Genomic DNA, 25,485 nt, shown 5'->3' with positions numbered 1-25,485 from the left:
CGCTTCGCCTGATGCACGACGACGACGGCCCCCGCTCGCGGGGGCCGTTTCGTTTTCGAGGGAGAAGAGAAAATCGCGACGGCGAAGTCGACGACCTGCGCCGCTCAGCCGCCGGGCTTGAGCTGCCCGATCGCTTCCAGCGACACGATGCGCCGCTGCTCGGCGGCGTCGAAACGCTGCGCGCGCAGCGCCGCGCGGGCCTGCACGCGGGCGGCCTCGGACAGGCGCGGATCGGCGTCGATGCGCGCCCGGGCCTGCAGGTAGTCGGCGATGCGGGCATTCCAGCGCGCGCGTTCGGCGTCCAGCTTCGCCAGGCGTTCGGCCGCATCCTTGCCCCACAGCGCCTCGCGCGCCTCCGCGCGCTGGCGCGGGTCGGCATGCGTGCGCGCAAGCTCGCCGTCCTGCGCCGCGACGAGGCTGGCGGTGTCGGCCTCCTGCCGCTGCGCATAGCCGGCGTCGGCATCCAGCGCCGCGAGCCGGCGCGCCTTCTCGTCGGCCGACAGCGCGGTGTCGCCGGCGATGCGCATCCGCGCCAGCGTCAGCCGGCCCAGCGCTTCCTCCTCGGCGAAGAACGCGGTCGCCAGCGCCTCACCCAGCAGCTCGCGGCGCAGGGCCACGGTCTTGTCGAAGCGATCCTGCGGGCGGGCCAGCGCGTCGATGCGCGCGTCCGCCAGTCGCTTGAGATAGGCGGCATAGCGATCGAAATACGCCAGCGCCTCCGCGGCCTGCGCCGCGCCGAAGCGCTGCTGGAGATAGGTCTGGAGCAGTTGCCGGATCTGCGCCGGGTCGCGCTCGCCGATCAGGCTGAGGTGGTAGTCGAACAGCCGCCGCATCGCGAGGTCGGGCACCACGCGGCCGGTCGCGTCGAGTGACAGCCCGCCGTCGACCTCGCTGCCGCGCAGCGAACTCTGCGCCATCGAGAAACCGGGGGCGTCGCCGGAAGACGACGGCGCGGGCGAAACGCCCGCGTCCGTCGCCGGCGACATCGGCGCATCGCGCGCCTCGCCGGTCGGCGACGCATCCGTGGCCGGATGCATCGCCTGCCAGCCGCCGGCCATCGCCGCGATGCCCAGCACCGCGGCGATGGCAATGACGATCGGTCGCCGCCGTCCGCTCACAGGCCGAGCGTTTTCAGGCGGTTCGCATGCGCGCGCAGCACGCTCGCGGGGCTGGAGGAGAACAGCCCACGCAGGCCGAACACCTGGTTGACCTCGTCGAGGTGGTTCCACGGGTAGTTGTCGCGCAGCACCGTGCCCCAGTGCGACGAACAGCGGCCGACCAGGCCGTCGTTCGACTCGGACCCGAACACCAGGCTGCCGACGCCCAGCAGGCCGTCACCGACGTCGAGGAGGTTGGTGAGCACCGACGTACCGCTCATCGAGTAGTAGCGGATGCCGTTGACCGTTTCCGGGCCGCTGCCGCAGCTGGTGGTCGGCTTGCCCTGCGGATGGCGCTGGTTGAACTGGGTCGCGCCGGAAGTGCTGAGCGACGCCAGCGCACCGAGCGCGTTCTGCGGATCGCTGTTGCCCGACAGCGCGGCGAGGAAGCTGCTCAGCGCGTTGACGAAGGCCGCGACCGTGTCGCGCTGCGGCGATCCCGGCGGCAACGACGTGTTGAGCAGGTCGGCCATCGGCGCGCCGGTGTTCGGCGCGCCCAGCACCGTGACCGAGGCGATCAGGTCCGGGCGCACCGAGGCGACGTAGCGCACCGTCGGTCCGCCGTGGCTGTGGCCGATCAGGTTGAACTTCTGCACGCCGGTGACCGCGCGCAGCCGGTCGAGGTCGCCGATCAGCTGCTCGCCGCGCACTTCCGTGTAATTGCTGGCCGACACGCTGGCGGTGTAGACCTTGGCGCCGCCGGCCTTCAGCTCGTCGCCGATGCCGTACCAGTAGTCGTAGACGCCGAGGATCGAGTCGAACCCGAGCAGGCCGTGCACCAGCACGATCGGGTACTTGGTCTGCGTGTAGGTCGATTGCGCGTTGGCGACCATCGCGCTCAGGCACAGCATCAGGGTCGCCAACAGGCGAGCCCACGTCCGACGATTCATCCGCCCCTCCTGGGAGTCGTTTTCGATCAATGAAAATGAAAGGGAATGCCGCTTCGGACCGCTCCGGGCCGACGGAACCGGTTTCGACCCGTTCCAGCCTGTTTCAATACGGTACCGAATGGCGATCGGACTGTAGGCGGGCACCGGGGGGCTGTCATTTTGCACAGCAGCAAATCCGGACCTGACCGGCGACCGGCCGCCCTGCAAGGCCACGGCCGCGCCTGAACGTGCAGACAGGGAGCGCCGCGACCGTTCCGTATAGTGCAGGCATGCCCCATCACACCTCGCTCATCGCCATGCTGTGCGCGGGCTTCGTGCTCGCGTGCTTCTTCGGCCTCCTCGCGCATCGCCTGCGGCTCTCGCCGATCGTCGGCTACCTGTTCGCCGGCGTGATCGCCGGCCCGTACACGCCCGGTTTCGTGGGCGACCAGACGCTGGCGCCGCAGCTGGCCGAGATCGGCGTGATCCTGCTGATGTTCGGCGTCGGCCTGCACTTCTCCTTCCGCGACCTGATGTCAGTGCGCCGGATCGCGCTGCCCGGCGCGCTGGTGCAGATGGCCGTCGCCACCGCGATGGGCTGGTTCCTCGGCACGCGGCTGGGCTGGACGAACGCCGAGAGCGTGCTGTTCGGCCTGTCGCTGTCGGTCGCGAGCACGGTGGTGCTGCTGCGCGCGCTGGAATCCGTGCGCCTGCTCGACACCGACCGCGGCCGCATCGCGGTGGGCTGGCTGGTGGTCGAGGACCTCGCGATGGTGCTGGCGCTGGTGATGGTGCCCGCGCTCGCCGGGGGCGACGGCGCACGCGAGGGCAGCGTGCTCGGCCCGCTGCTGGTGACGTTCGCCAAGGTCGGCGCGTTCGTGGCGTTGATGCTGATCGTCGGCCGCCGCGTACTGCCGTGGCTGCTGGAACGCGTGGCCGGCACCGGCTCGCGCGAACTGTTCACGCTGTTCGTGCTGGCCAGCGCCACCGGCGTGGCGTTCGGCGCGGCGTCGCTGTTCGGCGTGTCGTTCGCACTCGGCGCATTCTTCGCCGGGATGCTGCTCAACGAATCGCCGTTCGGGCACAAGGCCGCCGAGGACTCGCTGCCGCTGCGCGACGCGTTCGCGGTGCTGTTCTTCGTCTCGGTCGGCATGCTGTTCGACCCGCACATCCTGCTGGAACATCCGCTGCAGGTGCTGGAGACGCTGGCGATCATCGTCGTCGGCAAGTCGATCGCGGCGTGGGCCGTGGTCCGCCTGCTGGGCCGGCCCAACCGCGTGGCGCTGACCATCGCCGCCAGCCTGGCGCAGATCGGCGAGTTTTCCTTCATTCTCGCCGGCCTCGGCGTGGCGCTGGGTGTGCTGTCCGGACACGCCCGCGACCTGATCCTTGCCGGCGCGATCCTCTCGATCATGCTCAATCCACTGCTCGTCGCCGCGATGGCGCGACGGACGACCGAGCCGGAGGCGCCCGTCGCCACCGCGACGCGTCCGCCGCAGGGCCACGTGCTGCTGGTCGGCTACGGCCAGGTCGGCACCAAGCTGGCCGACGTGCTGCAGCGCGCGGAGATCCCGTTCCTGGTGATCGACACCGACGGCGACCGCGTGATCAACGCCCGCGCCGCCGGCCACGCCGCGATCCGCGGCAATGCCGCCGACGACGACGTGCTGGCCGAAGCCATGCCGCTGGACGCCTCGCTGGCGGTGCTGACCATCCCCGACGCGCTGGAGGCCGGCAAGGTCGCGCAGCGGCTGAAGACCGGACCGCACCCGATCCCGGTGCTGGCCCGCGCGCACAGCGAGGCCGCGGTGAAGCACCTGCTGCAGCGTGGCGCCGACGCCGCGCTGCTGGCCGAGCACGCGCTGGCGCATTCGCTGGGCGAGATGATCGCGGCGATGCCCGCCTACCGGCGCGGCCAGCTGCCGGCGGCAAACTGATCGCGAACGAACGGCGGCGCGCGGGCGAAAAAAAGCCCCGGCCGGGGCCGGGGCGCAGCGGCGTCGATGGAGGGAGGATCAGCGCCGCTTGATCGTGAACTTGCTGAAGGCGACGCCCAGCGACCAGCCTTTGCCCTTGCCCGACAACGCGAGCGAGACATCGCCGTTGGTCATGGCCTGCGCCGAAGCGTTCTTCTCGGCGCCGGCATGCGCTTCGGCGGTGGCGTAGCTGCCCAGCACATCGCGGATGTCGGAGACGTTGGCGAATTCGCCGAAGCCGTGGTCGATGCGGTACTTGCCGACGGTGAGGCCGCCGCCCTTGGCGACGATCGCCACGCTCATGCTCTGGCCGTTGCTGCAGGTCACGGTGCCGGTGCCGCTCGCGGTCTTGTAGAACGCGGACCAGCCCGAGAGGCTGTAGCTCATCTTGCAGGTGGTGGTGCCGGCGGCCATGGCCGGCATCGCGGCGGTGGACGCGAGCGCCAGGCACAGGGCCAGGGCGCCGAGGCGGATGCTGCGCATGGGGGACTCCTTCGGCTGCGTCGGCAGCGGGTGATCGGGTGGCGACAGGCTGCGTCCGCACGGATGAACGCAGACACAGCGAAGGCGGCCGATGCGGCGATCCCGCTAGAATCGTGGACTTCGCCCGAACCCCCAGGCCGCGATCATGCAAGCTCCGTCCGACACCCCCGCCCTGCCGCCGCAGCTGACACCGGTCGAGGCGCGCATCCTCGGCAGCCTCGCCGAGAAGGCGGCCACCACGCCGGACGTCTATCCGCTGACGGTCAACAACATCCAGCTGGCCTGCAACCAGAAGACCGCGCGCGACCCGGTGACGAGCTACGACACCGGCGAGATCGGCCACGCGCTGCGCCAGATGGAGCCGCGGGGCCTGGTGAAGTCGGAATACGGCGCCCGCGCCGAGCGCTACCAGCACAAGCTCGATCGCGTCTACGACCTGACTTCGGCGCAGACCGCGCTGGTCGCGCTGCTGCTGCTGCGCGGCCCGCAGACGCTGCACGAACTGCTGGCCCGCAGCGAGCGGCTGCATCGCTTCGCGGGCGTCGACGACGTGCGCCACGCGCTGGAGCGTCTGGCCGAGCGTGACGCGCCGCTGGTGCGGCTGATGCCGCGCGCCGCGGGCCAGCGCGAGGACCGCTACGCGCACCTGCTGTGCGGCGAACCAGCGATGCCCGAACGCCTCGCCGAGGCCGCGCCGTCGCGCGCCCGCGACGACGACATGGTCGACACGCTGCTGGCACGGATCGAAGCGCTGGAAGCGCGCGTGGCCGCGCTGGAAGGCCGCGCCGGGGACGCCCCCGACGCGACCTGAATACAGGCCTTGGTCAGGCCTTGCCGAACACCAGCCGGCCGGCATCGGCATCGACGCGCACCACGTCACCGTTGCCGTAGTCGCCGCCGAGGATCTTCTGCGCCAGCGGGTTCTCGATCTGCTGCTGGATCGCGCGCTTCAGCGGCCGCGCGCCATACACCGGATCGAACCCGACGTTGCCGAGGAAATCCAGCGCCTTCTCCGCCAGTTCCAGGCGGATGCCGCGCTCGGCCAGCCGCTTCTCCAGCCCGCGCAGCTGGATCTTCGCGATCTCGCGGATCTGCGCCTTGTCCAGCGGATGGAACACGACGATGTCGTCGAGCCGGTTGATGAATTCCGGGCGGAAGTGCGCCTGCACCACACCCATCACCGTCGCCTTCATCTTCGTGTAGCCCTCGGGCGTGTCGTCGGCGCTCAGCTCCTGGATCATCTGCGACCCGAGGTTCGAGGTCATCACGATCACGGTGTTGCGGAAGTCCACCGTGCGGCCCTGGCCGTCGGTGAGGCGACCGTCGTCCAGCACCTGCAGCAGGATGTTGAACACGTCCGGATGCGCCTTCTCGACTTCGTCGAGCAGGATCACGCTGTACGGACGACGGCGCACCGCCTCGGTGAGGTAGCCGCCTTCCTCGTAGCCGACATAGCCCGGAGGCGCGCCGACCAGCCGCGACACGGCATGTTTCTCCATGAACTCGCTCATGTCGATGCGCACCATCGCATCGGTGCTGTCGAACAGGAACTCGGCCAGCGCCTTGCACAGCTCGGTCTTGCCCACGCCGGTCGGGCCGAGGAACAGGAACGAGCCGCTCGGGCGGTTCGGATCGCTCAGGCCCGCGCGTGAACGTCGCACGGCATCGGAGACGACCTTGATCGCCTCTTCCTGCCCGACCACGCGGCCGTGCAGCGCGTCTTCCATCTTCAGCAGCTTCTCGCGCTCGCCTTCCAGCATCTTCGACACCGGGATGCCGGTCCAGCGCGAGACCACCTCGGCGATCTCCTCGTCGGTCACCTTGTCCTGCAGCAACTGGAAGCCCTGCGTCTCGGCCGCCTGCGCCGCCTGCAGCTGCTTCTCCAGCTCCGGGATGCGGCCGTACTGGATCTCGCTCATCTTGGCGTAGTCCTGGCGGCGCTGCGCGGCCTCGAGTTCGAGCTTCGCGGCCTCGATCTGCTCCTTCACCTTCGTGGTGCCGTGCACCGCGGCCTTCTCGGCCTTCCAGATCTCCTCGAGGTCGTTGAACTCGCGTTCGAGCTTCGCGATCTCGCCTTCGAGGTCGGCGAGGCGCTGCTTCGACGCGTCGTCCTTCTCCTTCTTCAGCGCCTCGCGCTGGATCTTGAGCTGGATGAGCCGGCGCTCCTTGCGGTCGAGTTCCTCGGGCTTGCTGTCGATCTCCATGCGGATGCGCGACGCGGCCTCGTCCATCAGGTCGATGGCCTTGTCGGGCAGTTGCCTGTCCGCGATGTAGCGGTGCGAGAGCGTGGCCGCGGCGACGATCGCCGGGTCGGTGATCTCGACGCCGTGGTGCACGGCGTATTTTTCCTTCAGGCCGCGCAGGATGGCGATCGTGTCCTCCACGCTCGGCTCGCCGACGAACACCTTCTGGAAGCGGCGTTCGAGCGCGGCGTCCTTCTCGACGTACTTGCGGTATTCGTCCAGCGTGGTCGCGCCGATGCAGTGCAGCTCGCCGCGGGCGAGCGCGGGCTTGAGCATGTTGCCGGCGTCCATCGAGCCTTCCGCCTTGCCCGCGCCGACCATCGTGTGCAGTTCGTCGATGAACAGGATGATCTGGCCCTCGTTCTTCGAGAGGTCGTTGAGCACGGCCTTCAGCCGCTCCTCGAACTCGCCGCGGAACTTGGCGCCGGCGATCAGCGCACCCATGTCGAGCGACAGCACGCGCTTGCCGCGCAGGCCTTCGGGCACTTCGCCGTTGACGATGCGCTGGGCCAGGCCTTCGACGATCGCGGTCTTGCCCACGCCGGGTTCGCCGATCAGCACCGGGTTGTTCTTCGTGCGCCGCTGCAGCACCTGCACGGTGCGGCGGATTTCCTCGTCGCGACCGATCACCGGATCGAGCTTGCCCGACTCGGCGCGTGCGGTGAGGTCGATGCAGTATTTCTCCAGCGCCTGGCGCTGGTCCTCGGCGTTCTCGCTCTGCACCTTCTCGCCGCCGCGCATGGCGTCGATCGCGGCTTCGAGCTTCGCCTTGTTCGCGCCCGCCGCCTTCAGTGCGCGGCCGGCGTCGCCGCCGTCCTCCAGCGCCGCCAGCACGAACAGTTCGCTGGCGATGAAGGCATCGCCGCGCTGCTGCGCCAGCTTGTCGGTGACGTTGAGCAGGCGCGCGAGGTCGTTGCCGACGTTGACGCTGCCGGCCTGGCCGGAGACCTTCGGCAGCTTCTCCAGCGCTTCGCCGAGGCGTTCGCGCAGCACCGGCACGTTGACGCCGGCCTGCGCCAGCAGCGGCCGCGTGCCGCCGCCCTGCTGGTCGAGCAGCGCGACCAGCAGGTGCGCGGGCTCGATGACGTTGTGGTCGCGACCGACGGCGAGCGACTGCGCGTCGGCGAGGGCCTGCTGGAACCGCGAGGTGAGTTTGTCCATGCGCATGGCGGGGACTCCGGAAGAAGGGGGCGGCCGTGCCGCGATCTTCCGGAGATTGGGGCCGCGCCCTCGTTTCCAAGGTGCACCGCGCGCCGCCGTCGGGGAACGATTACAGGAAGCGGTGGGCCTGCGCCGGGTCCGGCAGGCGGCAGGCGTCGTGGCGGCCGAACCAGCGGTAGCGATGCCGCGCGATGAAGCGGTACAGCGGATCGCGCAGGAACGGCGGGACCAGTGCCGACAGCGCGGCGAGCCGCCACGCGCCGCCCAGTCCGGCCAGCACGCGGCGGATCGCGACGGTATCGGTCGACACCCGCGGCACCGGGCCGCGGTCGTGTTCGATCAGCAGGAACGACACCGGATCGTCGGGATCGAGGCCGTGCGCCGCCAGCAGCGCGCGGCCGGTGTCGCCCTGCATCGCGGCGAAGCGATAGCGTTCGCGATGGTCGCGCTTCAGCAGGAAATCGATCCAGCCGCTGCACAGCACGCAGACGCCGTCGAAGACGATGATCGCGCCGGTCGGGGATGCGCTGTCGCCGGCATCGATCGGAAGCGGCGGCGTCACGGCACGTCCAGCCAGCCGCGGTAGTGCACCAGCAGGCCGGCGACCGGCAGTTCGGCGCGCACGTCGAACCGGTAGCGGCCGTCGCGCTCGGACTCGCGCGCGACCACGCCGGCGAACCCGCGCGCAGGCAGCGGCAGCCAGCCGAACACGCGCACCCGCGCGACCCGCCAGACGATCGCATCGCTCTCGACATGCATCACGAACCCGAACAGCACCGCGCCGAGGCGTTCGCACAGCAGGCCGGCCATCGCGCCCTGCCCGGCCCACAGCCGCGACGGCATGGCGCGGCCGCCGATCCGGCGGACCCAGCGTTCATGGCCGTCCACGGTGTCGATCTCCACGACCACCGGCCCCGCGCCCGCCGGCGGCAGGTGGGTGACCCACGCGAACAGCCGGGCCAGCGGATGCCGGCCGCGTTCGACCACGACTTCGCCCTGCCAGCGTGCCGCGCCGGGCGCGAGATGAAGCCGCCTCACGGTGGGTGGCAGGCTGTCGAAGTCCGGTCCCAGCACCCGCGGGAACAGGGGCGCCGCCGGGTCGGTCACCGGTCGATCCAGACCAGCGTCGCCATCCGCCCGGTGCGGGCGTCGCGGCGATGCGAGAAGAAGCGCGCCGGATCGGACAACGTGCACAGGTCGCCGCCGTGGACGCGGGTCACGCCGACCTGCGCCAGCCGCATCCGCGCGATCGCCGGCAGATCGACCAGCCAGTGGCTGGGCCGGGTCGGCACGAAGGCGCGGGCGGCCTCCGCATCGTGGGCGAGGAAGCGGTCGCGCACCTCGGCGCCGATCTCGTAGCGCGCCGGGCCCGCGCAGGGGCCGATCCACGCCACCAGCCGCGCGGCCGGCGTGCGCATGGCGGCGACGGTCGCCTCCAGCATGCCGGCCGACAGTCCGGGCCAGCCGGCGTGGGCAGCGGCGATCTCGTCGCCGGCGTCGGACGCGAAGACCACCGGCAGGCAGTCGGCGGTCAGGATCGCCAGCACGGTGCCGGGGACGGACGTCACCGACGCGTCGGCGACCGGCTCGGCGCCCCCTCCCCAGCCCTCCCCCGCGCGCGCGGGAGGGGGAAGAACAACGTCTCCCTGCGGGTCTCCCTCCCCCGCCTGCGGGGGAGGGTTGGGGCGGGGGTCGCCTTCGACCCGGACGACGTCGGTGCCGTGCACCTGCTTCAGCCAGTGCGGCACGGCGGGCAGGCCGGCCAGACGGACCAGCTCGGCGCGGTTGGCCTCGACCGTGGCCGGGTCGTCGCCGTCCGCGGCGGTGCGGTTGCCGAGGTTGAAGGTGTCGAACGGCGCTGACGAGACGCCCGCGCCGTGGCGCAGGGTCGTGAAGGCGTGCACACCCGGCGGCGCCGGCCAGTCGGCGGACAGGAAGGGGCCGGTGGCCGGCGTACCGCTCACCGGGCGCGTTCCTCGGCCTCGCGGGTGTCCTCGCGCAGGGTGGCGACCAGCGCCTGCATGTCGGCGGGCATTGGCGCAGCGCAGCGGATCGGCTCGCCGCTGACGGGGTGGACGAACTCCAGCACCTCGGCGTGCAGCGCCTGCCGGCGGAAGCCGCGCAGCGCGGCGACCAGATCCTCGGTCGCCTGCTTCGGCAGCTTCAGCGGCCCGCCGTACAGCGGATCACCGATGATCGGATGCTTGATGTGGGCCATATGCACGCGGATCTGGTGGGTGCGGCCGGTTTCCAGCCGGCACTCCAGCAAGGTGTGGGCGCGGAAGCGTTCGCGCAGGCGGTAGTGGGTGACCGCCTCGCGCCCGTCCTCGCGCACGGCCTGGCGCAGGCGATCGCGCGGGTGGCGGTCGATCGGCGCATTCACCGTGCCGCCGGACACCAGCGCGCCGACCACCACCGCCAGATACTGGCGATGGACCTCGCGCGCCGACAGCTGTTCGACCAGCGCCGTGTGCGCCGGCAGCGTCCGCGCCACCACCATCACGCCCGAGGTGTCCTTGTCGAGGCGATGGACGATGCCCGCCCGCGGCAGCGCCGCCAGTGCGGGGTCGCGGTGCAGCAACGCGTTGACCAGCGTGCCGGCCGGATTGCCGGCGCCCGGGTGGACGACGAGGCCGGCCGGCTTGTCCAGCACGAAGACGTGCTCGTCCTCGTGGAGGATGTCGAGCGCGATGTCCTCGGGCTCGGAATGCGTCTGGATCTCCAGCACCGCGGTCAGGCTGACCGTCTCGCCGCCGCGGACGGGATCGCGCGGCCGCACCTCGCGGCCGTCCAAGCGGGCGTCGCCGGACTTGATCCACTCCGCCAGCCGCGACCGCGAGTATTCGGGGAACAGTTCGGCCAGCACGGCGTCGAAACGCCGCCCGGCGGCCGCATCGGGCACCTGTGCGGTGCGCGGCGCCGGGGCGGGCGCGATGGGGGCTGCTGGCATGCGGGGACTCCTGGGCGGGCGCGGTTTCGCGCGGTTAAGGGGGCTGGGCGGCCCGGGCTGCTATTATCGCCCGCTCGTCCCGCACCGCAGCAGCCCGCATGCTCCTTCGCCGCCCGTCGTTCTCCGCCTTCCTGCGTCCTGTCCTGCTGCTGGTGGTCCTGTTCGCGCTCGGTACCTCCGGCTGCGCCCGGATGCGGGGGGCGATGAAGGGCGAGAAGGCCAACGAAGGCGTCCCGGTCGCCGAGCTGTACGCCAAGGGCCAGCAGTCGATCCGCAACGGCAACTACGACAGCGCCGTGCAGACCTTCAAGCGCCTCGTCGCGCAGTACCCCTACGGCCCGTACACCGAGCAGGCGCTGATCGAGACCGCCTACGCCCAGTACAAGCAGGGCACCAACGACGACGCGATCTCGACGATCGACCGCTTCCTGCGCACCTACCCGACCCACCGCAACGCGCCCTACCTCTATTACCTGCGTGGCCTGGTCAACTCCAGCCGCGACACGGTCTTCCTGCAGCGCGTGTGGAAGCTGGACGCCAGCCGCCGCGACCTGGCGACGCCGCAGCAGGCGTACAACGACTTCAAGACCGTCACCGAGCGCTACCCGAACTCGCGCTACGCCGCCGACGCGGCCCAGCGCATGAAGGACCTGCGCGACCTGTTCGCCCGCCACGAGATCGAGAGCGCGCTGTACTACCTGCGCCGCACCGCGTGGATCGCCGCGATCGAGCGCGCCAAGTACATGCGCGAGACCTACCCGGACAGCCGCTACGACGCCGACGGCATCGCGGTGATGGCGAAGGCCTACACCCACCTCGGCAACACCGCGCTGGCCGACGGCGCCCGCCAGGCGCTGCAGCAGCGCGACGCGAACCACCCGTGGCTGGCCAACGGCGACGCCTGGCCGGATTACCCGTCGAACTTCCGCAAGCTCAACCCGTTCGCGCGCGAGCGCTCGGCGCTGGACAACGATCCGCACTGAGCCTTGGCCGACAGCGCATCCCGAAAAGCCGCCTCCGGGCGGCTTTTTCGTGGGCAGAATCCTTTGTTCCGGGCGAAACGGCCTACAGTCGCTGGTCGGGCGCCAGCCATTGCCCTGGCTGCTCGACCACCTCGCCGACCAGCCACTGGGTGAAGCCGGACGCCTCGAAGTCCAGACCGCCCTCCGGCCATGCCAGCTCGATGCGCCAGCGCCATGGGCCATGCAGGTCGGCGTCGATCGGCGCGTCCGCGTCGTCCGCACGTCCCGGCAATGGCTCGCGGGCGATGCGGTCGATCGCGAATGGCGTCATGCCGGCGCTGCAGGCGACGTAATCCAGCGCGAAGCGAAGGCCGAAGACCTCGTGGAACTGCAGCATGGCCTGGGCAACGCGGAAGTCGCCCGACGATGCCCCCGGCCACTCCAGCAGGAAGTCGAGGTCGAGCTGCAGTTCGGCCGTGCCGTGCTCGCCTTCGACGATCCGGAACCCGTGCACGTGGACGTCATGCCACGACATCCGGTCGAAGTCGGCGGTGTACCAGCGCATGCGGAGGCGTGTCGAAAACGGACGGACGGCGGGCCGGGGCCCGCCCTATGCGCCGTAGCCGTTGGTGATCGGGTAACGGCGCTCGCGGCCGAAGGCGCGGCGCGAGATCTTCGGCCCCGGCGCGGCCTGGTGCCGCTTCCACTCGCTGATCCGCACCAACCGCAGCACGCGGTCCACGGTCGCGGCGTCGAAACCGGCGCGGACGATCTCGTCGCGCGACTGCTCCTGGTCGACGTGGCGCAGCAGGATCGCATCCAGCACGTCGTACGGCGGCAGCGAATCCTCGTCCTTCTGGTTCTCGCGCAGCTCGGCGGTGGGCGGCCGCGAGATCACCGCCGGCGGGATCACGCCCCCCGAAGAGCCGGCGGGCGCGCCGCCGACGGTATTCCGCCAGCGCGACAGCGCGAACACCTCGGTCTTGTACAGGTCCTTGATCGGCGCGTAACCGCCGCACATGTCGCCGTAGATCGTGGCGTAGCCGACCGCGTACTCGCTCTTGTTGCCGGTGGTCAGCAGCAGGCCGCCGAACTTGTTCGCCAGCGCCATCAGGATCGCTCCGCGGCAGCGCGACTGGAGGTTCTCCTCGGTCACGTCCACCGGTTTGCCGGCGAACGTGTCCGCCAGCGCGTCGAGGTAGCCCTGGAACGGCTTCTCGATCGGCACCGCCAGCAGCTTCACGCCCAGCGCACGGCACTGCTCGTCGGCGAGGTCGTTCGACAGCCCGGCGGTGTAGCGCGACGGCAGCCGCACCGCGGTGACGTGCTCGGCGCCCAGCGCATCGACCGCCAGCGCCAGCACCAGCGCCGAATCGATGCCGCCGGACAGCCCCAGCCACACGTCGGCGAAGCCGTTCTTCCGGCAGTAGTCCTGGATGCCGCGCACGATCGCGCGCCAGGCCAGCGCGTCGCGGCTCTCGTCGCCGTCGTCCATCCACTGCACCGGCGCGAACCGGCGCGTATCGGCGTCGTGATCGACCACCAGCCACTGGTCGGTGAACGCGGCCGCCGCCGGATGCACGGTGCCGTCGCCGTCGGCGACGACCGAGGCGCCGTCAAACACCAGCGCGTCCTGACCGCCGACGACATTGAGATAGGCGATCGCGGCGCCGGTCTCCTGCGCGCGCTGCGCCAGCAACGCATCGCGCTGCGCGTGCTTGTCACGCTCGAACGGCGAGGCGTTCGGCACCAGCACCAGTTGCGCGCCCCGGCGCACGGTGCTGGCGATGGGCTCGGCGAACCACAGGTCTTCGCAGATGATCAGCCCGACCGACACGCCATTGACCTCGAACACGCAGTCCTCACGATCGGGATCGACGTCGAAGTAGCGGCGCTCGTCGAACACCGCGTAGTTCGGCAGTTCGCGCTTGCGGTACGTGCGTTCGACGCGGCCGTCGCGGAGCACGCTGGCGGCGTTGTAGACCACGCTGCCGGCGGCCTGCGGCCAGCCGACGACGGCGACGATGCCGGTGGCGGCCTGCGCGATCGTCTCCAGCGCCTGCGCGCAATCGCGCAGAAAGCCCGGGCGCAGCAGCAGGTCTTCCGGCGGATAGCCGGACAGCGCCAGTTCGGGGAACAGCACGATGTCGGCACCGTGTTCGTCGCGGGCCTCGGCGATCATCGACGCGATGCGCTCGGCGTTGCGCGCCACCGCGCCGACGGGGAAATCGAACTGGGCAAGGGCGATGCGGAGGGTGGTCATCCCGCGCTCCCGTCGGTTCCGCGGGGCATCCACTCTGCACCATCGCGCGTGAGCGGGAGAAGCCCGGAAGGGGTGAGCTTCGACAGCGATTCCAGGATCATGTCGCAAACGCCCTCGATCTGTTCCAGAGCCTCATTATTCCAGAAACGCAGGACCAGGAAGCCCTGCCGACGCAGCCAGGCATCCCGCTCGGGATCCCGCGTCGAACCGGCATGCTGGCCACCGTCGACCTCCACGACGAGGCGCCGTTCGATGCAGACGAAATCGACGACGTAGCGTCCGATCGGACACTGCCGCCGGAAGCGATGTCCCTGCAATTGCCGACGGCGCAGGCGTCGCCACAGCGCCGTCTCGGCATCGGTCATGTTCCGACGCAGTGCGCGCGCGAAATCGCGCTTCTGTCCTGCTCTCATCCTGCACTCCCGTTCGACTGGCGAGGAGAGAAGTGGACGCTTCTCCGCGTCTCTTGTCCGTCGGGAAATCCCGCATGGCGGGATCAGGCGTGCGCCCCCACCGCGGCCTCCCCCGCTGGCGGGGGAGGGAGTGGAAAGTGGCGAGGCATTACCCAGGCGCCACCTTCTTCTTGCTGCGTCGACTTCTTCCTGCCGCGCAGACTTCTTGCTTCTGCGCCGACTCAATGTTGCTGCCCGTGCAACAGGCGACGGCCGCGGCGCGCCCTTCTCCCTCCCCCGCTCGCGGGGGAGGGCCGGGGTGGGGGTAACACCCGTTCACCGACGATCAGAACGCATCGTCGAACGCCACCGCGCCGGCGATCCCGACCTGGTACGCCGAGACGCGGCGCTCGAAGAAGTTCGTCAGTTCCTGCACGTCCTGCAGGTCGAGGAACGGGAACGGATTCTTCGCGCCGAACTCCGGCGCCAGCCCCAGCGCGGCGAGGCGCAGGTCGGCGACGTAGCACAGGTACTCGCGCATCTCGCCGGGCGACAGTCCGTTCACACCGCCCGACAGCACGTCGTCGGCGAACGCGGCCTCGACCTCGATCGCCTCGTGCAGCATCCGGCGCACGTCACGTTCCAGCGCGGCGTCGAACAGACCCGGATCCTCATGGCGCACGGTGCGGATCACCTCGAACGCGAACGCCATGTGCCCGGATTCGTCGCGGAACACCCAGTTGGTGCCGGCCGCGAGCCCCGGCAGCAGGCCGCGCGAGCGCAGGAACCACACGTACGAGAACGCCGCGAAGAAGAACAGCCCTTCGATGCAGCAGGCGAAGCAGATCAGGTTGAGCAGGAAGCGACGACGCTGCTCGCGGGTGTCGAGGCGGTCCAGCGACTCGATCGAATCCATCCAGCGGAAGCAGAACGCTGCCTTGGCGCGGATCGAGGGAATGGTCTCGATCGCCGAGAACGCGGCATTGCGTCGCTCGGGATCGGGGATGTAGGCATCCAGCAACGTGAGGTAGAACTGCACGTGCAGCGCTTCTTCGTAGAGCTGCCGCGACAGGTACATCCGCGCTTCCGGCGCGTTGATGTGCCGGTAGAGATTGAGCACGAGATTGTTCGCGACGATGCTGTCGCCGGTCGCGAAGAACGCGACGAGGCGTTCGACGAGGTGGCGGTCGGCTGGTGCGAGTTTGTGCTGCAGATCGTTGAGATCGATGCCGAAATCGATCTCCTCCACCGTCCACGTGTTGCGGATGGCGTCGCGGTACATGTCGTAGAACGCGGGATAGCGCATCGGTCGCAGCGTCAGTGCGAAGCCGGGATCGAGCAGGTGGGGCGTGGTCATGGGACAAGTTCTCCCCCTCCCCCGCATCGAGGGGGAGGGCTGGGGTGGGGGCGACGGGACGGAAGCACATGCGATGCCCCATCCCGGCCTTCCCCCGCACGCGGGGGAAGGAGACAAGCGCGATGCGGGAAAGAGACAAGCGCGGGGAAGGAGAACGGGCGTTACTGGCAGGCTTCGCAGCTCTCGGGGTTCTCGAGCGAGCACGCGAGCGCTTCCTGCGGCGAGTACTCGCGCGCCGCCTCGGCGGGCGTCGCGGCGGACACCGTGGCCTTCGCGATCCGCGTCGCCGGCCGCGAGCGCAAGTAGTAGGTCGTCTTCAGGCCGGCCTTCCAGGCGTACATGTACATCGACGACAGCCGGCCGATGTTCGGGCTTTCCATGAACAGGTTGAGCGACTGCGACTGGTCGATGTACGGTCCGCGCGCAGCCGCGAGGTCGATGAGCGCCTTCTGCGGCAGCTCCCATGCGGTGCGATAGATCGACTTGAGCACGTCGGGCAGGCCGTCGATGCCCTGCACCGAACCTTCGGCGAGTTTGATCGCGTCGCGGGTCGCGTCGGTCCACAGCCCGAGGCGCTTCAGCTCGCGCACGAGATAACGGTTGATCTGCAGGAAATCGCCGGACAGCGTCTCGCGCTTGAACAGATTGCTGACCTGCGGCTCGATGCACTCGTAGCAGCCGGCGATGGAGGCGATGGTCGCGGTCGGCGCGATCGCGATCAGCAGTGAGTTGCGCAGGCCGTGCGCGGCGATCCGCGCCTTGAGCGTCGCCCAGACGTCGCGTTCGGACGGCTCGACGCCCCACAGGTCGAACTGCAATGCATGCTGTGCGGCACGCGTCTCGGCGAAGGCCGGATGCGCGCCGTGGCGTTCGGCAAGGTCGCACGACGCCTCCAGCGCATGCAGGTAGATGCGTTCTGAGATGCGCGTGGACAGCGCCAGCGCCTCGGCGGAATCGAACGGCAGGCGCAGGCGGAAGAACACGTCCTGCAGGCCCATCACGCCCAGCCCGACCGGGCGCCAGCGCAGGTTGGAGCGCCGCGCGGTCTCGATCGGGTAGAAGTTCAGGTCGATCACACGGTCGAGCTGGCGCACGGCCACGCGCACGGTCTCGGCGAGCTTGTCGAAGTCGAAGACCGGCGCGCCGCGTTCGTCCTCGGCGACATGCTGCGCGAGGTTGATCGAGCCGAGGTTGCACACCGCGGTCTCGTCCGACGACGTAACCTCGAGGATCTCGGTGCACAGGTTCGACAGGTGCACGGTGCGGCCGGGGCCGACCTGGTTGCAGGTGCGGTTCGACGCATCCTTGAACGTCATCCAGCCGTTGCCGGTCTCGCCCAACGTCTTCATCATCCGCGCGTACAGCGCGCGCGCCTTGACCGTGCGCACCGCGAGCCCCTGCAGCTCGGCCTGCACGTAGGCGCGCTCGAAGGCCTCGCCCCACAGGTCGACGAACGCCGGCACCGCGTCCGGATCGAACAGCGACCAGTCGCCGTCGCTTTCCACGCGCTGCATGAACAGGTCGGGGATCCAGTTGGCGAGGTTGAGGTTGTGCGCACGGCGCATCTCGTCGCCGGTGTTGTCGCGCAGTTCGAGGAATTCCTCGATGTCCGCGTGCCAGGTCTCGAGATAGATGCAGGCGGCGCCCTTGCGCTTGCCGCCCTGGTTCACCGCCGCGACAGAGGCGTCCAGCGTCTTCAGCCACGGCACGATGCCGTTGCCGCGGCCGTTGGTGCTGCGGATCAGGGCGCCGCGCGAACGGATGCGCGAATACGCCTGGCCGATGCCGCCGGAGAACTTCGACAGCTGCGCGACGTCGGCGTAGCGCGCGTAGATGTCGGCGAGCGAATCCTGCGGCGAATCCAGCAGGAAGCACGACGACAGTTGCTCGTGGCGCGTGCCGGAATTGAACAGCGTCGGCGAGCTGGGCAGGTAATCCAGCGACGACATCAGCCGGTACAGTTCCAGCGCGTCGCCCGGCGTCTCGCTCAGCGCCACCGCGATGCGCATGAAGAACTGCTGCGGCGTCTCGATCACCGTGCGCCGCTGCGGATGCTTCAGCAGGTAACGGTCGTGCAGCGTGCGCAGGCCGAAGTACTCGAAGCGCCGCGTGCGCGCAGGATCGATCGCATCGTTGAACTTGCGCGCGTGCTGCTCGACCGTCTGGCGCAGGCGATCGTTGATCAGGCCGAGTTCCGCGCCCAGCGCGATCGACTGCGAGAACGAGTGCACGCCCTGGCCCGCCACTTCCTTGTCGATGCAGCCGGACAGCAGGCGCGCGGCGAGGCGCGCGTACTGCGGCTCGTCGGCGATGAACGCAGCGGCGGTGCGGATCGAGAGTTCGTCGAGCTCGCGCGTGGTCGCGCCGTCGTAGATGCCGGCGATGGTCTTCAGCGCGACGCGCATCGGATCGATGTCGTCGAGCCCGTCGCAGCAGCGCTGCACGGCGCGCACGATCTTGCCGACGTCGACCGGCTCGCGGCGGCCGTCGCGCTTGGTCACGGTCATGGTGACGGGCGCGTGCGGCGGCACGAGGGCGAAATCGGCCTGGCGGACGGGGACGGTCGCGACGGACGGGATGGGGGAAGTGGCGAGGAGGGTGTCGTGGCGCATGCGGGCTCTCCGGAAAAAGGGAGAGGGAGCGGGAGCGGCGCATGCGACCGGGCGCGGAGGGGACGCGGACGGACGACCGGCATCGCGGGGGAACGACGGGTCGCGCACAACGCCGGCCCCCGCCCCCTCGGGCGGGCCTGCATCGACGCGGTGGCGAAACGGCACGAGCCGGCGTGCGCACGCGGCGCATCGCACGACGTCGACCTGCGCTCCCCGCGGAGACGGTGGCCAGACGACGCCGGAAGGAAGGCGTCGGTCGAGGCAGGTCTTCGGGCTCACGGGCACGCGACCGGAGTCGCACCTACTGCGCGTCGCTTCCCGGCGCGCCCGTTGCGGGCGAAGCCAGTGCCATTGACGCGGGTCGTTCCCAGTTACCGCTGCGGGGCAGCTCCGGAATGGGCGGTCGACCGAGGTCGCCTGCCGCACCGGATTCCCATTTCAGCCGACTCCGGGCGGAGTCGGCACCTTCGACGCGCACAACATAATGGGCTCGCCGCAGAGGGTCAACACCAAATGTCGTGGTACCGGCCACGGCGAGGCAAAACGAAGGCCGCCCGGAGGCGGCCTTCGTCGGACTGCGCGAACCGGCGCGGCGCCGGGCGCGAATCGTGCGCGGATTACTTCGCCAGACGCTTCGCGATGGCGGCGCCGAGGTCGCCCGGCGACTTCACCGTGGTCACGCCCGCCGCTTCCAGCGCGGCGAACTTGCCCTCGGCGGTGCCGGTGCCGCCGGAGGCGATCGCGCCGGCGTGGCCCATGCGCTTGCCCTTCGGGGCCGAGGCACCAGCGATGAAGCCGACCACCGGCTTCGTCACGTGCTTCGAGATGTATTCGGCGGCTTCTTCTTCGGCGCTGCCGCCGATCTCGCCGACCATGATGATGCCTTCGGTCTGCGGGTCGTCCTGGAACAGCTTCAGCGCATCGATGAAGTTGGTGCCGTTGATCGGGTCGCCACCGATGCCGATGCAGGTCGACTGGCCGAGGCCGGCGTCGGTGGTCTGCTTCACGGCTTCGTAGGTCAGCGTGCCGGAGCGCGAGACGATGCCGATCTTGCCCGGCATGTGGATGTGGCCCGGCATGATGCCGATCTTGCATTCGCCCGGCGTGATCACGCCCGGACAGTTCGGGCCGATCAGCACGGTGTCCGGGTAGCCCTTCAGCGCGTTCTTGGCGCGCAGCATGTCGAGCACCGGGATGCCTTCGGTGATCGCGACGATCACCTTGATGCCGGCGTCGGCCGCTTCCATGATCGCGTCGGCCGCGAACGGCGGCGGCACGTAGATGACGGAGGCGTCGGCGCCGGTGGCCTTCACGGCTTCGGCGACGGTGTTGAAGACCGGCAGGCCGATGTGCTCGGTGCCGCCCTTGCCCGGGGTGACGCCGCCCACGACCTGAGTGCCGTAGTCGAGCATCTGCTGCGCGTGGAAGGTGCCCTGCTGGCCGGTGAAGCCCTGGACGATGACCTTGGTGTTCTTGTTGACGAGGACGGACATTGCTTTTATCCCGTAGGGCGGGTCTCGACCCGCCTTTCCTGTATGCGTTGGAGGCGGGTCGAGACCCGCCCTACAAAATCCCGGATCAGGCGGCGACGGCCGCGACGGCCTTCTTCGCGCCGTCGTTGATGTCGTCGGCGGGGATGATGGCAAGGCCCGAGGACTTCAGCAGCGCCTTGCCGGCGTCCACGTTCGTGCCTTCGAGACGCACGATCACCGGCACCTTCACGTCGACTTCCTTCACCGCGGCGATGATGCCCTCGGCGATCATGTCGCAGCGGACGATGCCGCCGAAGATGTTGACGAAGATCGCCTTCACGTCGGGATCGCGGAGGATCAGCTTGAACGCCTCGGTCACGCGCTCCTTGTTGGCGCCGCCGCCGACGTCGAGGAAGTTCGCCGGCTCGCCGCCGTTGAGCTTGATCACGTCCATCGTCGCCATCGCGAGGCCGGCGCCGTTGACCATGCAGCCGATGTTGCCGTCCATCGTGACGTAGTTGAGGTCGTGCTGGCTGGCCAGCACCTCGGTCTCGTCCTCCTGGCGAATGTCGCGCATCGCGGCCAGTTCCGGATGACGGAACGTCGCGTTGTCGTCGGAGTTGATCTTGCCGTCGAGCACGGCGAGGTCGCCGTTGGTGAGGATGGCGAGCGGGTTGAGTTCGACCAGCGCCAGGTCCTTCTCGTTGAACAGGCGGTACAGGCCCAGCATGATCTTGGTCAGCTGGCCGACCTGCTTCGCATTGAGGCCGAGGGCGAAGCCCATGTCGCGGCACTGGTACGGCTGCAGGCCCTGGACGTAGTTCACGTGCAGGGTCTTGATCGCGTCGGGGTTCTCGACCGCGGTCTTCTCGATCTCGACGCCGCCGTCGGCGGAGGCGATGAAGGTGACCGCCTTGCTGCTGCGGTCGACCAGCACCGACAGGTAGAGCTCCTGCGCGATGTCGGTGGCCTGCGTGACCAGCACGCTGTCGACCGGCAGCGCGACGCCCGCGGACTGGTAGGTCGACATCTTCGTGCCGAGCATGCCCTTGGCGTAGTCGCGGACCTCGTCGTAGGTCTTGGCGAGCTTGACGCCGCCGGCCTTGCCGCGGCCGCCCGCGTGGATCTGGGCCTTGACGACCCAGAAATCGCCTCCGATGGCCTTGGCCGCATCGACGGCCTCCTCCGGGGTGCGCGCGACGCGCCCGGCCGGGACTGCGATGCCGTATTCGGCAAACAACTGCTTCGCCTGATATTCGTGGAAGTTCATGTCGGTTCCATGCGGGAAAGGGCGAGCGCACCGGGGTGCGGTCGGCCGCGCGGCCACGGGCGCCTGGGACGGCGGAAAGGGGCGCGGACAGCTGGCTATTCTCGCCGATGCGCCGGGTCCGGGCCAGCCCGGACCATGGTCGAACGGCGGCGGACCCGGTCCCGGCCGCCTATACTCGCCCCTCGTTCCACCAGAGACCCCGGGTTTGAGCCCAACCTCCGCCCCCGCTTCGCCGGCACAGGAATACGCACGGCGCGAGCTCTACCTGTTCGCGCTGTACCGGGTGCTGGAAGCCGGGCTGCTGGCGCTGCTGGTGTTCGGGCCTGTGGTCGCGCTCCCGCCCCGGGACGACCACGGGATGCTGGTCGGCGGGGTGGCCGCGGGCTATCTCGTGGCCGCGATCGTGCTGCTGGCACAGGCCCGGCGAGCCCGGAGCACGCTCGCGCCGACCCTGGTCGGCGTGGGCATCGACATCCTGGTCGCGGCGCTCGCTGCCCACGCGATCCCGCAGGCCGCCTCGGGCGTGGCGCTGATGCTGCTGTTCAACGTCGGCTCGGCGGCGCTGTTGCTGCCGCTGCGGCTGGGGCTGGGGGTCGCGGTGTCCGCGGCCGCCGGACTGGCCGCCGCCTACTTCTGGACCCTGGTGATCGAGCAGGAACCCACCCGGCCGATGGCCGAGCTGATGATGTTCACCGTCAGCTTTCTGGCGATCGCCACCCTCACCCACCAGTTGCGCCTGCAGATGCGCGCCACCGAAGCGCTGGCCGAGCGCCGCGGCGCCGAGGCGACCCGGCTGGCCGAGGTCAACGAACTGATCATCCGGCGCATGCGCACCGGCGTGCTGCTGGTGGACCGCGAGGCCGAGATCAAGCTGGCGAACGAAGCGGCGATGCTGCTCCTCGGCGAAGGCGCGGCGGGCACGCGGCGATTGGTCGAGGCCGCCCCGGAACTCGCCCTGCGCCTCAGCGAATGGCTGCGCAATGGCCTGCCCAACGACACCCCGCTGCGGCTGGGCAACGACCAGTTCGAGGTCGTCCCGCGCTTTGCCCGCCTGTTCGCCAAGGGCGACGACACCCTGATCTTCCTCGACGACACCTCGCTGGTCTCGCGCCGCGCCGAATCGCTGACCCTGACCGCGATGGGCCGCTTCTCCGCCAGCCTGGCGCACGAGATCCGCAACCCGCTGGCGGCGATCAGCTACGCCGCGCAGTTGCTGGAGGAGTCGCGCGACCTGCCAGACGGCGACCGCCGGATGGCGCAGATCATCCACCAGCAGTGCATGCGCACCAATGCCATCGTCGAGAGCGTGCTGGGCCTGGCCCGGCGCGAGCGCGCGACCGCCGAGCACGTCGAGCTGGTCGGCTTCCTGCGCGGTTTCATCGAGGAATTCAAGCAGAGCGCGCCCGACGAAACCGGCAACATCGCGCTGGCGGCGCCACAGCCCCTGGTGCCGGCGCTGATCGATCCCAAGCACCTGCACCAGATCGTCACCGCGCTGGTCCAGAACGCCCGCCGCCACGGCCACCTGCCCGGCGAGGCCGCCCGCATCACCCTGCACGCCTACCGGCTGGACGACGCACCGGTCATCGACGTGATCGATCGCGGCCCGGGCATCCCCGAAGCCGTGGTCCCGCAGTTGTTCCGCCCGTTCTTCACCACCTCCGAACACGGCACCGGCCTGGGCCTGTACATCGCCCGCGAGCTGTGCCGCGCCAACGGGGCCACGCTCGAACACGTGCCGCTGCCCGGGGGCGGCTGCTGTTTCCGGATCACGATGCCCGGCCAGCACACCCTTCTGCCCGCCTGATCGCCATAGGGCTGCCCTTTCGTCCAATCCATCTCAAAAACTGCTGTCCGTACTGCCGCAGCTGGGCTAAAATTGACGCAGGAGGGCACCATGGCCGAGCAACGCAGCGCGCTGATCGTCGACGACGAACACGACATCCGCGAGCTTCTCGTCGTGACACTGGGACGGATGGGACTGCGCACGGACACGGCGCCGAACCTCGCTGTCGCCCGGGAAATGCTGAGCACGGTGGCCTACGACCTGTGCCTGACCGACATGCGCCTGCCCGACGGCTCGGGTCTGGACCTGGTGGCCGAGATCGCCACCCGCTTCCCGACCACCCCGGTCGCGGTCATCACCGCCTACGGCAACGTCGAAGCGGCGGTGGAGGCCCTCAAGAGCGGCGCCTTCGACTTCGTGACCAAGCCGGTCGACCTGACCGTGCTGCGCGGCCTGGTCCGCCAGGCGCTGGACCTCAACAGCAGCCGGCAGGCCAATCCCGAAGGCACGCTGCTGCTGCTCGGCGAATCCCCGGCGATGGTCGGCCTGCGCGAGACCATCGCCAAGGTCGCCCGCAGCCAGGCGCCGGTGCACATCAGCGGCGAGTCGGGCACCGGCAAGGAACTGGTCGCCCGCACCATCCATGCCCAGGGCTCGCGCGCCGCGGGACCGTTCATCCCGGTCAACTGCGGCGCCATCCCGTCGGAACTCATGGAAAGCGAGTTCTTCGGCCACAAGAAGGGCAGCTTCACCGGCGCCCACACCGACAAGCCCGGCCTGTTCCAGGTCGCCGACGGCGGCACCCTGTTCCTGGACGAAGTGGCCGAACTGCCGCTGCCGATGCAGGTCAAGTTGCTGCGCGCGATCCAGGAAAAGACCGTCCGCCCCGTGGGCGCCAACACCGAAATTCCGGTCGACGTCCGCATCCTGTCGGCGACGCACAAGGACCTCAACGTCCTCGTCGCCGAAGGCAGCTTCCGCCACGACCTGTTCTACCGCATCAACGTCATCGAGCTGGACGTGCCGCCCCTGCGCGAGCGCACCGGCGACCTGCCGCTGCTGTCCGAGGCCATCCTCAAGCGTCTGGCCTACGCCATGAAGCGGCGCGCGCCGGGCCTGTCCCCGGATGCGGTCGCCGCGCTGGAGGTCTACCCGTTCCCGGGCAACGTCCGCGAACTGGAGAACATCCTCGAGCGCGCGCTGGCCATGGCCGACGGCGAGGTCATCGGTGCCCGCGACCTGCGCCTGCCGAATGCGCCGCAGATCCTGCCGCAGGCGCCGGCGCTGACCCAGGCACCCGCCCCGGCGCCCGCGATGATGGCGCCCGCGCCGGCCGCCGCCGACACCCGCGGCGGCAATCCGCGCGACACCAGTACCAGCGCCCTGCCCTCGTTCATCGAGGAAATCGAGCGCAACGCCATCCAGCAGGCGCTGCAGGAACACCGCTACAACAAGACCAAGACCGCCGCCGCACTGGGCATCACCTTCCGCGCACTGCGCTACAAGCTGAAGAAGCTCGGGATCGAGTGACCGCGCTCCCCGGCGGACTTGCGACCGCCGGTATGCTGCGCATAATCGCGGGCCAACCCATCGCGCCCGCCTCGCATGACCCGCATGACCCGCTGGAAAGCCGCCGCGATCCACCTGCTGATCAGCTTCACCGTGGTCGGCACCATCACCGGCCTCATCTACTGGCTCTGGTTCCCGTACGGGATGATCCGCATCGCCGGCATGGACCGGCTGCTGGTCACGATGCTGTGCGTGGACATCGTCGCCGGCCCGCTGTTGACGTTGATCGTCTTCAAGGCGCACGACATGCGCCTGACCCGACGCGACCTGGCCATGATCGGCGTGATGCAGGCGCTCTTCATGGGTTACGCCCTGCACACCGCGTGGATCAGCCGGCCGGTCTTCATGGTGTGGTCGGTGGACAAGATGTACCTGCTCTACGCCAACGAGCTGGAACCGCGAGATCTCGCGAAGGCCAGGACCGCGGACACCCGCAGCCTGGCCTGGTTCGGCCCCCGGCGCTACGCCGTGGCGCTGCCGAAGAATCCCGATGCCCGGGCCGCAGTCTTCGCCGACCTCATTGCCCGCCAGCGGCCGCTGGAACAACTGCCCGAACACTACCGCGCTTACGCAGACAAGCGTACCGAGATCCTCAAGTTCGCGCTGCCGGTCGCCACCAAGTCGCTGCCGGAATGGATGACCCCGCAGTCGCTGGACGAAGCGATCGCCCGCAGCGGTCGTCGCAAGGCCGATCTGCGGCTGGTGTCGATCCACTCCGCCCGGGCGGCCTCGATGTTGCTGGTCGATGCCCGGACTGCGGAACCGGTCACCACGCTCGCCCCGCCTCCGGCCCACTGAACAGCTTTGCCGTTGCCGGGCAGGCACGTGACGCAAAACGTCACTTTTGGCAATCGCCATTCTGTGAACCATGCCCGAACGCCGATGCAGGACCGGGCACCTGTCTGATTCGGCAGGCTGGCACGGGTTGTGCATATAGGTTCATTGCACGTGCTCGGTAGCACG

At 69.7% G+C, this 25,485-nt stretch carries 21 protein-coding genes and 1 riboswitch; of the genes, 6 read left to right on the top strand and 15 right to left on the bottom strand.

Going from position 1 to position 25,485, the window contains the following annotated elements; all coding sequences use genetic code 11:
* Positions 1–104: 104 nt before the first annotated feature.
* Positions 105–1,118: a lipase secretion chaperone gene (locus tag ACT53R_RS16210; protein ID WP_476172946.1), complete on the bottom strand. Its 1,014-nt coding sequence runs from the start codon at positions 1,116–1,118 to the stop codon at positions 105–107.
* Complete coding sequence (locus ACT53R_RS16205; protein ID WP_476172945.1) at positions 1,115–2,047, bottom strand: esterase/lipase family protein; 933 nt, start codon at positions 2,045–2,047, stop codon at positions 1,115–1,117. Before ACT53R_RS16205 ends, ACT53R_RS16210 begins: the two co-directional genes overlap by 4 nt.
* A 269-nt stretch (positions 2,048–2,316) precedes the next feature.
* On the opposite strand from ACT53R_RS16205, the gene ACT53R_RS16200 reads away from it, so the two are divergent.
* Positions 2,317–3,963 (top strand): cation:proton antiporter domain-containing protein, encoded by a 1,647-nt coding sequence (locus ACT53R_RS16200; protein WP_476172944.1) that lies wholly within the window; start codon positions 2,317–2,319, stop codon positions 3,961–3,963.
* 78 nt (positions 3,964–4,041) lie between these two features.
* Here the strand turns inward: ACT53R_RS16200 and ACT53R_RS16195 are convergent, their stop codons facing one another.
* Positions 4,042–4,485 (bottom strand): hypothetical protein, encoded by a 444-nt coding sequence (locus tag ACT53R_RS16195; RefSeq protein WP_476172943.1) that lies wholly within the window; start codon positions 4,483–4,485, stop codon positions 4,042–4,044.
* A gap of 145 nt (positions 4,486–4,630) precedes the next feature.
* Between ACT53R_RS16195 and ACT53R_RS16190 the strand changes: the two genes are divergently transcribed.
* Complete coding sequence (locus ACT53R_RS16190; RefSeq protein ID WP_476172942.1) at positions 4,631–5,296, top strand: YceH family protein; 666 nt, start codon at positions 4,631–4,633, stop codon at positions 5,294–5,296.
* A gap of 13 nt (positions 5,297–5,309) precedes the next feature.
* On the opposite strand, the gene clpB is transcribed toward ACT53R_RS16190, so the two are convergent.
* The 5 genes from clpB to rluD all read right to left on the bottom strand — a co-directional run bounded on the left by clpB (position 5,310) and on the right by rluD (position 10,839).
* Positions 5,310–7,895: an ATP-dependent chaperone ClpB gene (clpB, locus tag ACT53R_RS16185; protein ID WP_476172941.1), complete on the bottom strand. Its 2,586-nt coding sequence runs from the start codon at positions 7,893–7,895 to the stop codon at positions 5,310–5,312.
* 103 nt (positions 7,896–7,998) lie between these two features.
* Entirely contained in the window at positions 7,999–8,451 is a 453-nt protein-coding gene (locus ACT53R_RS16180) for a thiol-disulfide oxidoreductase DCC family protein (RefSeq protein ID WP_476172940.1), read from the bottom strand.
* Positions 8,448–8,996: a DUF4166 domain-containing protein gene (locus ACT53R_RS16175; RefSeq protein ID WP_476172939.1), complete on the bottom strand. Its 549-nt coding sequence runs from the start codon at positions 8,994–8,996 to the stop codon at positions 8,448–8,450. Before ACT53R_RS16175 ends, ACT53R_RS16180 begins: the two co-directional genes overlap by 4 nt.
* Positions 8,993–9,853 carry a peptidoglycan editing factor PgeF gene (gene pgeF / locus ACT53R_RS16170; RefSeq protein ID WP_476172938.1) on the bottom strand — a complete coding sequence of 287 codons (861 nt, stop codon included), beginning with the start codon at positions 9,851–9,853 and terminating at the stop codon, positions 8,993–8,995. The genes ACT53R_RS16175 and pgeF overlap by 4 nt, the downstream gene beginning before the upstream one ends.
* A complete protein-coding gene (rluD, locus tag ACT53R_RS16165) occupies positions 9,850–10,839 on the bottom strand; it encodes a 23S rRNA pseudouridine(1911/1915/1917) synthase RluD (RefSeq protein WP_476172937.1) in 990 nt (329 codons plus the stop codon). The genes pgeF and rluD overlap by 4 nt, the downstream gene beginning before the upstream one ends.
* A 98-nt stretch (positions 10,840–10,937) precedes the next feature.
* On the opposite strand from rluD, the gene ACT53R_RS16160 reads away from it, so the two are divergent.
* Positions 10,938–11,822, top strand: coding sequence for an outer membrane protein assembly factor BamD (locus ACT53R_RS16160; RefSeq protein WP_476172936.1), 885 nt, complete (start codon positions 10,938–10,940; stop codon positions 11,820–11,822).
* Positions 11,823–11,904: 82 nt separating this feature from the next.
* On the opposite strand, the gene ACT53R_RS16155 is transcribed toward ACT53R_RS16160, so the two are convergent.
* The 7 genes from ACT53R_RS16155 to sucC all read right to left on the bottom strand — a co-directional run bounded on the left by ACT53R_RS16155 (position 11,905) and on the right by sucC (position 21,167).
* Positions 11,905–12,366: a hypothetical protein gene (locus ACT53R_RS16155; protein ID WP_476172935.1), complete on the bottom strand. Its 462-nt coding sequence runs from the start codon at positions 12,364–12,366 to the stop codon at positions 11,905–11,907.
* 45 nt (positions 12,367–12,411) lie between these two features.
* The gene (locus ACT53R_RS16150) at positions 12,412–14,064 is read right to left on the bottom strand and encodes an NAD+ synthase (RefSeq protein ID WP_476172934.1); all 1,653 of its coding nucleotides are present in this window, start codon (positions 14,062–14,064) and stop codon (positions 12,412–12,414) included.
* Complete coding sequence (locus ACT53R_RS16145; protein ID WP_476172933.1) at positions 14,061–14,477, bottom strand: endonuclease domain-containing protein; 417 nt, start codon at positions 14,475–14,477, stop codon at positions 14,061–14,063. The genes ACT53R_RS16150 and ACT53R_RS16145 overlap by 4 nt, the downstream gene beginning before the upstream one ends.
* 325 nt (positions 14,478–14,802) lie before the next feature.
* The gene (locus tag ACT53R_RS16140) at positions 14,803–15,813 is read right to left on the bottom strand and encodes a ribonucleotide-diphosphate reductase subunit beta (RefSeq protein WP_476172932.1); all 1,011 of its coding nucleotides are present in this window, start codon (positions 15,811–15,813) and stop codon (positions 14,803–14,805) included.
* Between the two features lie 161 nt (positions 15,814–15,974).
* Positions 15,975–18,425 (bottom strand): ribonucleoside-diphosphate reductase subunit alpha, encoded by a 2,451-nt coding sequence (locus ACT53R_RS16135; protein ID WP_476172931.1) that lies wholly within the window; start codon positions 18,423–18,425, stop codon positions 15,975–15,977.
* 243 nt (positions 18,426–18,668) lie between these two features.
* A riboswitch (cobalamin riboswitch) is annotated at positions 18,669–18,910 on the bottom strand.
* 132 nt (positions 18,911–19,042) lie between these two features.
* Positions 19,043–19,918, bottom strand: a complete 876-nt coding sequence (gene sucD / locus ACT53R_RS16130; RefSeq protein ID WP_476172930.1) for a succinate--CoA ligase subunit alpha — start codon at positions 19,916–19,918, stop codon at positions 19,043–19,045.
* An 85-nt stretch (positions 19,919–20,003) separates the two neighbouring features.
* A complete protein-coding gene (gene sucC, locus ACT53R_RS16125; RefSeq protein ID WP_476172929.1) occupies positions 20,004–21,167 on the bottom strand; it encodes an ADP-forming succinate--CoA ligase subunit beta in 1,164 nt (387 codons plus the stop codon).
* A 205-nt stretch (positions 21,168–21,372) separates the two neighbouring features.
* Between sucC and ACT53R_RS16120 the strand changes: the two genes are divergently transcribed.
* The 3 genes from ACT53R_RS16120 to ACT53R_RS16110 all read left to right on the top strand — a co-directional run bounded on the left by ACT53R_RS16120 (position 21,373) and on the right by ACT53R_RS16110 (position 25,320).
* Positions 21,373–22,974 (top strand): sensor histidine kinase, encoded by a 1,602-nt coding sequence (locus tag ACT53R_RS16120; protein ID WP_476172928.1) that lies wholly within the window; start codon positions 21,373–21,375, stop codon positions 22,972–22,974.
* Positions 22,975–23,064: 90 nt separating this feature from the next.
* Entirely contained in the window at positions 23,065–24,483 is a 1,419-nt protein-coding gene (locus tag ACT53R_RS16115; protein ID WP_476172927.1) for a sigma-54-dependent transcriptional regulator, read from the top strand.
* An 84-nt stretch (positions 24,484–24,567) separates the two neighbouring features.
* Positions 24,568–25,320 (top strand): hypothetical protein, encoded by a 753-nt coding sequence (locus ACT53R_RS16110; RefSeq protein ID WP_476172926.1) that lies wholly within the window; start codon positions 24,568–24,570, stop codon positions 25,318–25,320.
* Positions 25,321–25,485 lie beyond the last annotated feature (165 nt).

The sequence above is a fragment of the Lysobacter sp. DMC104 genome, from assembly GCF_056313665.1.
The sequence above is the reverse complement of the archived record's forward strand: the minus strand, read 5'-3'. Positions and strand labels throughout refer to the sequence as shown.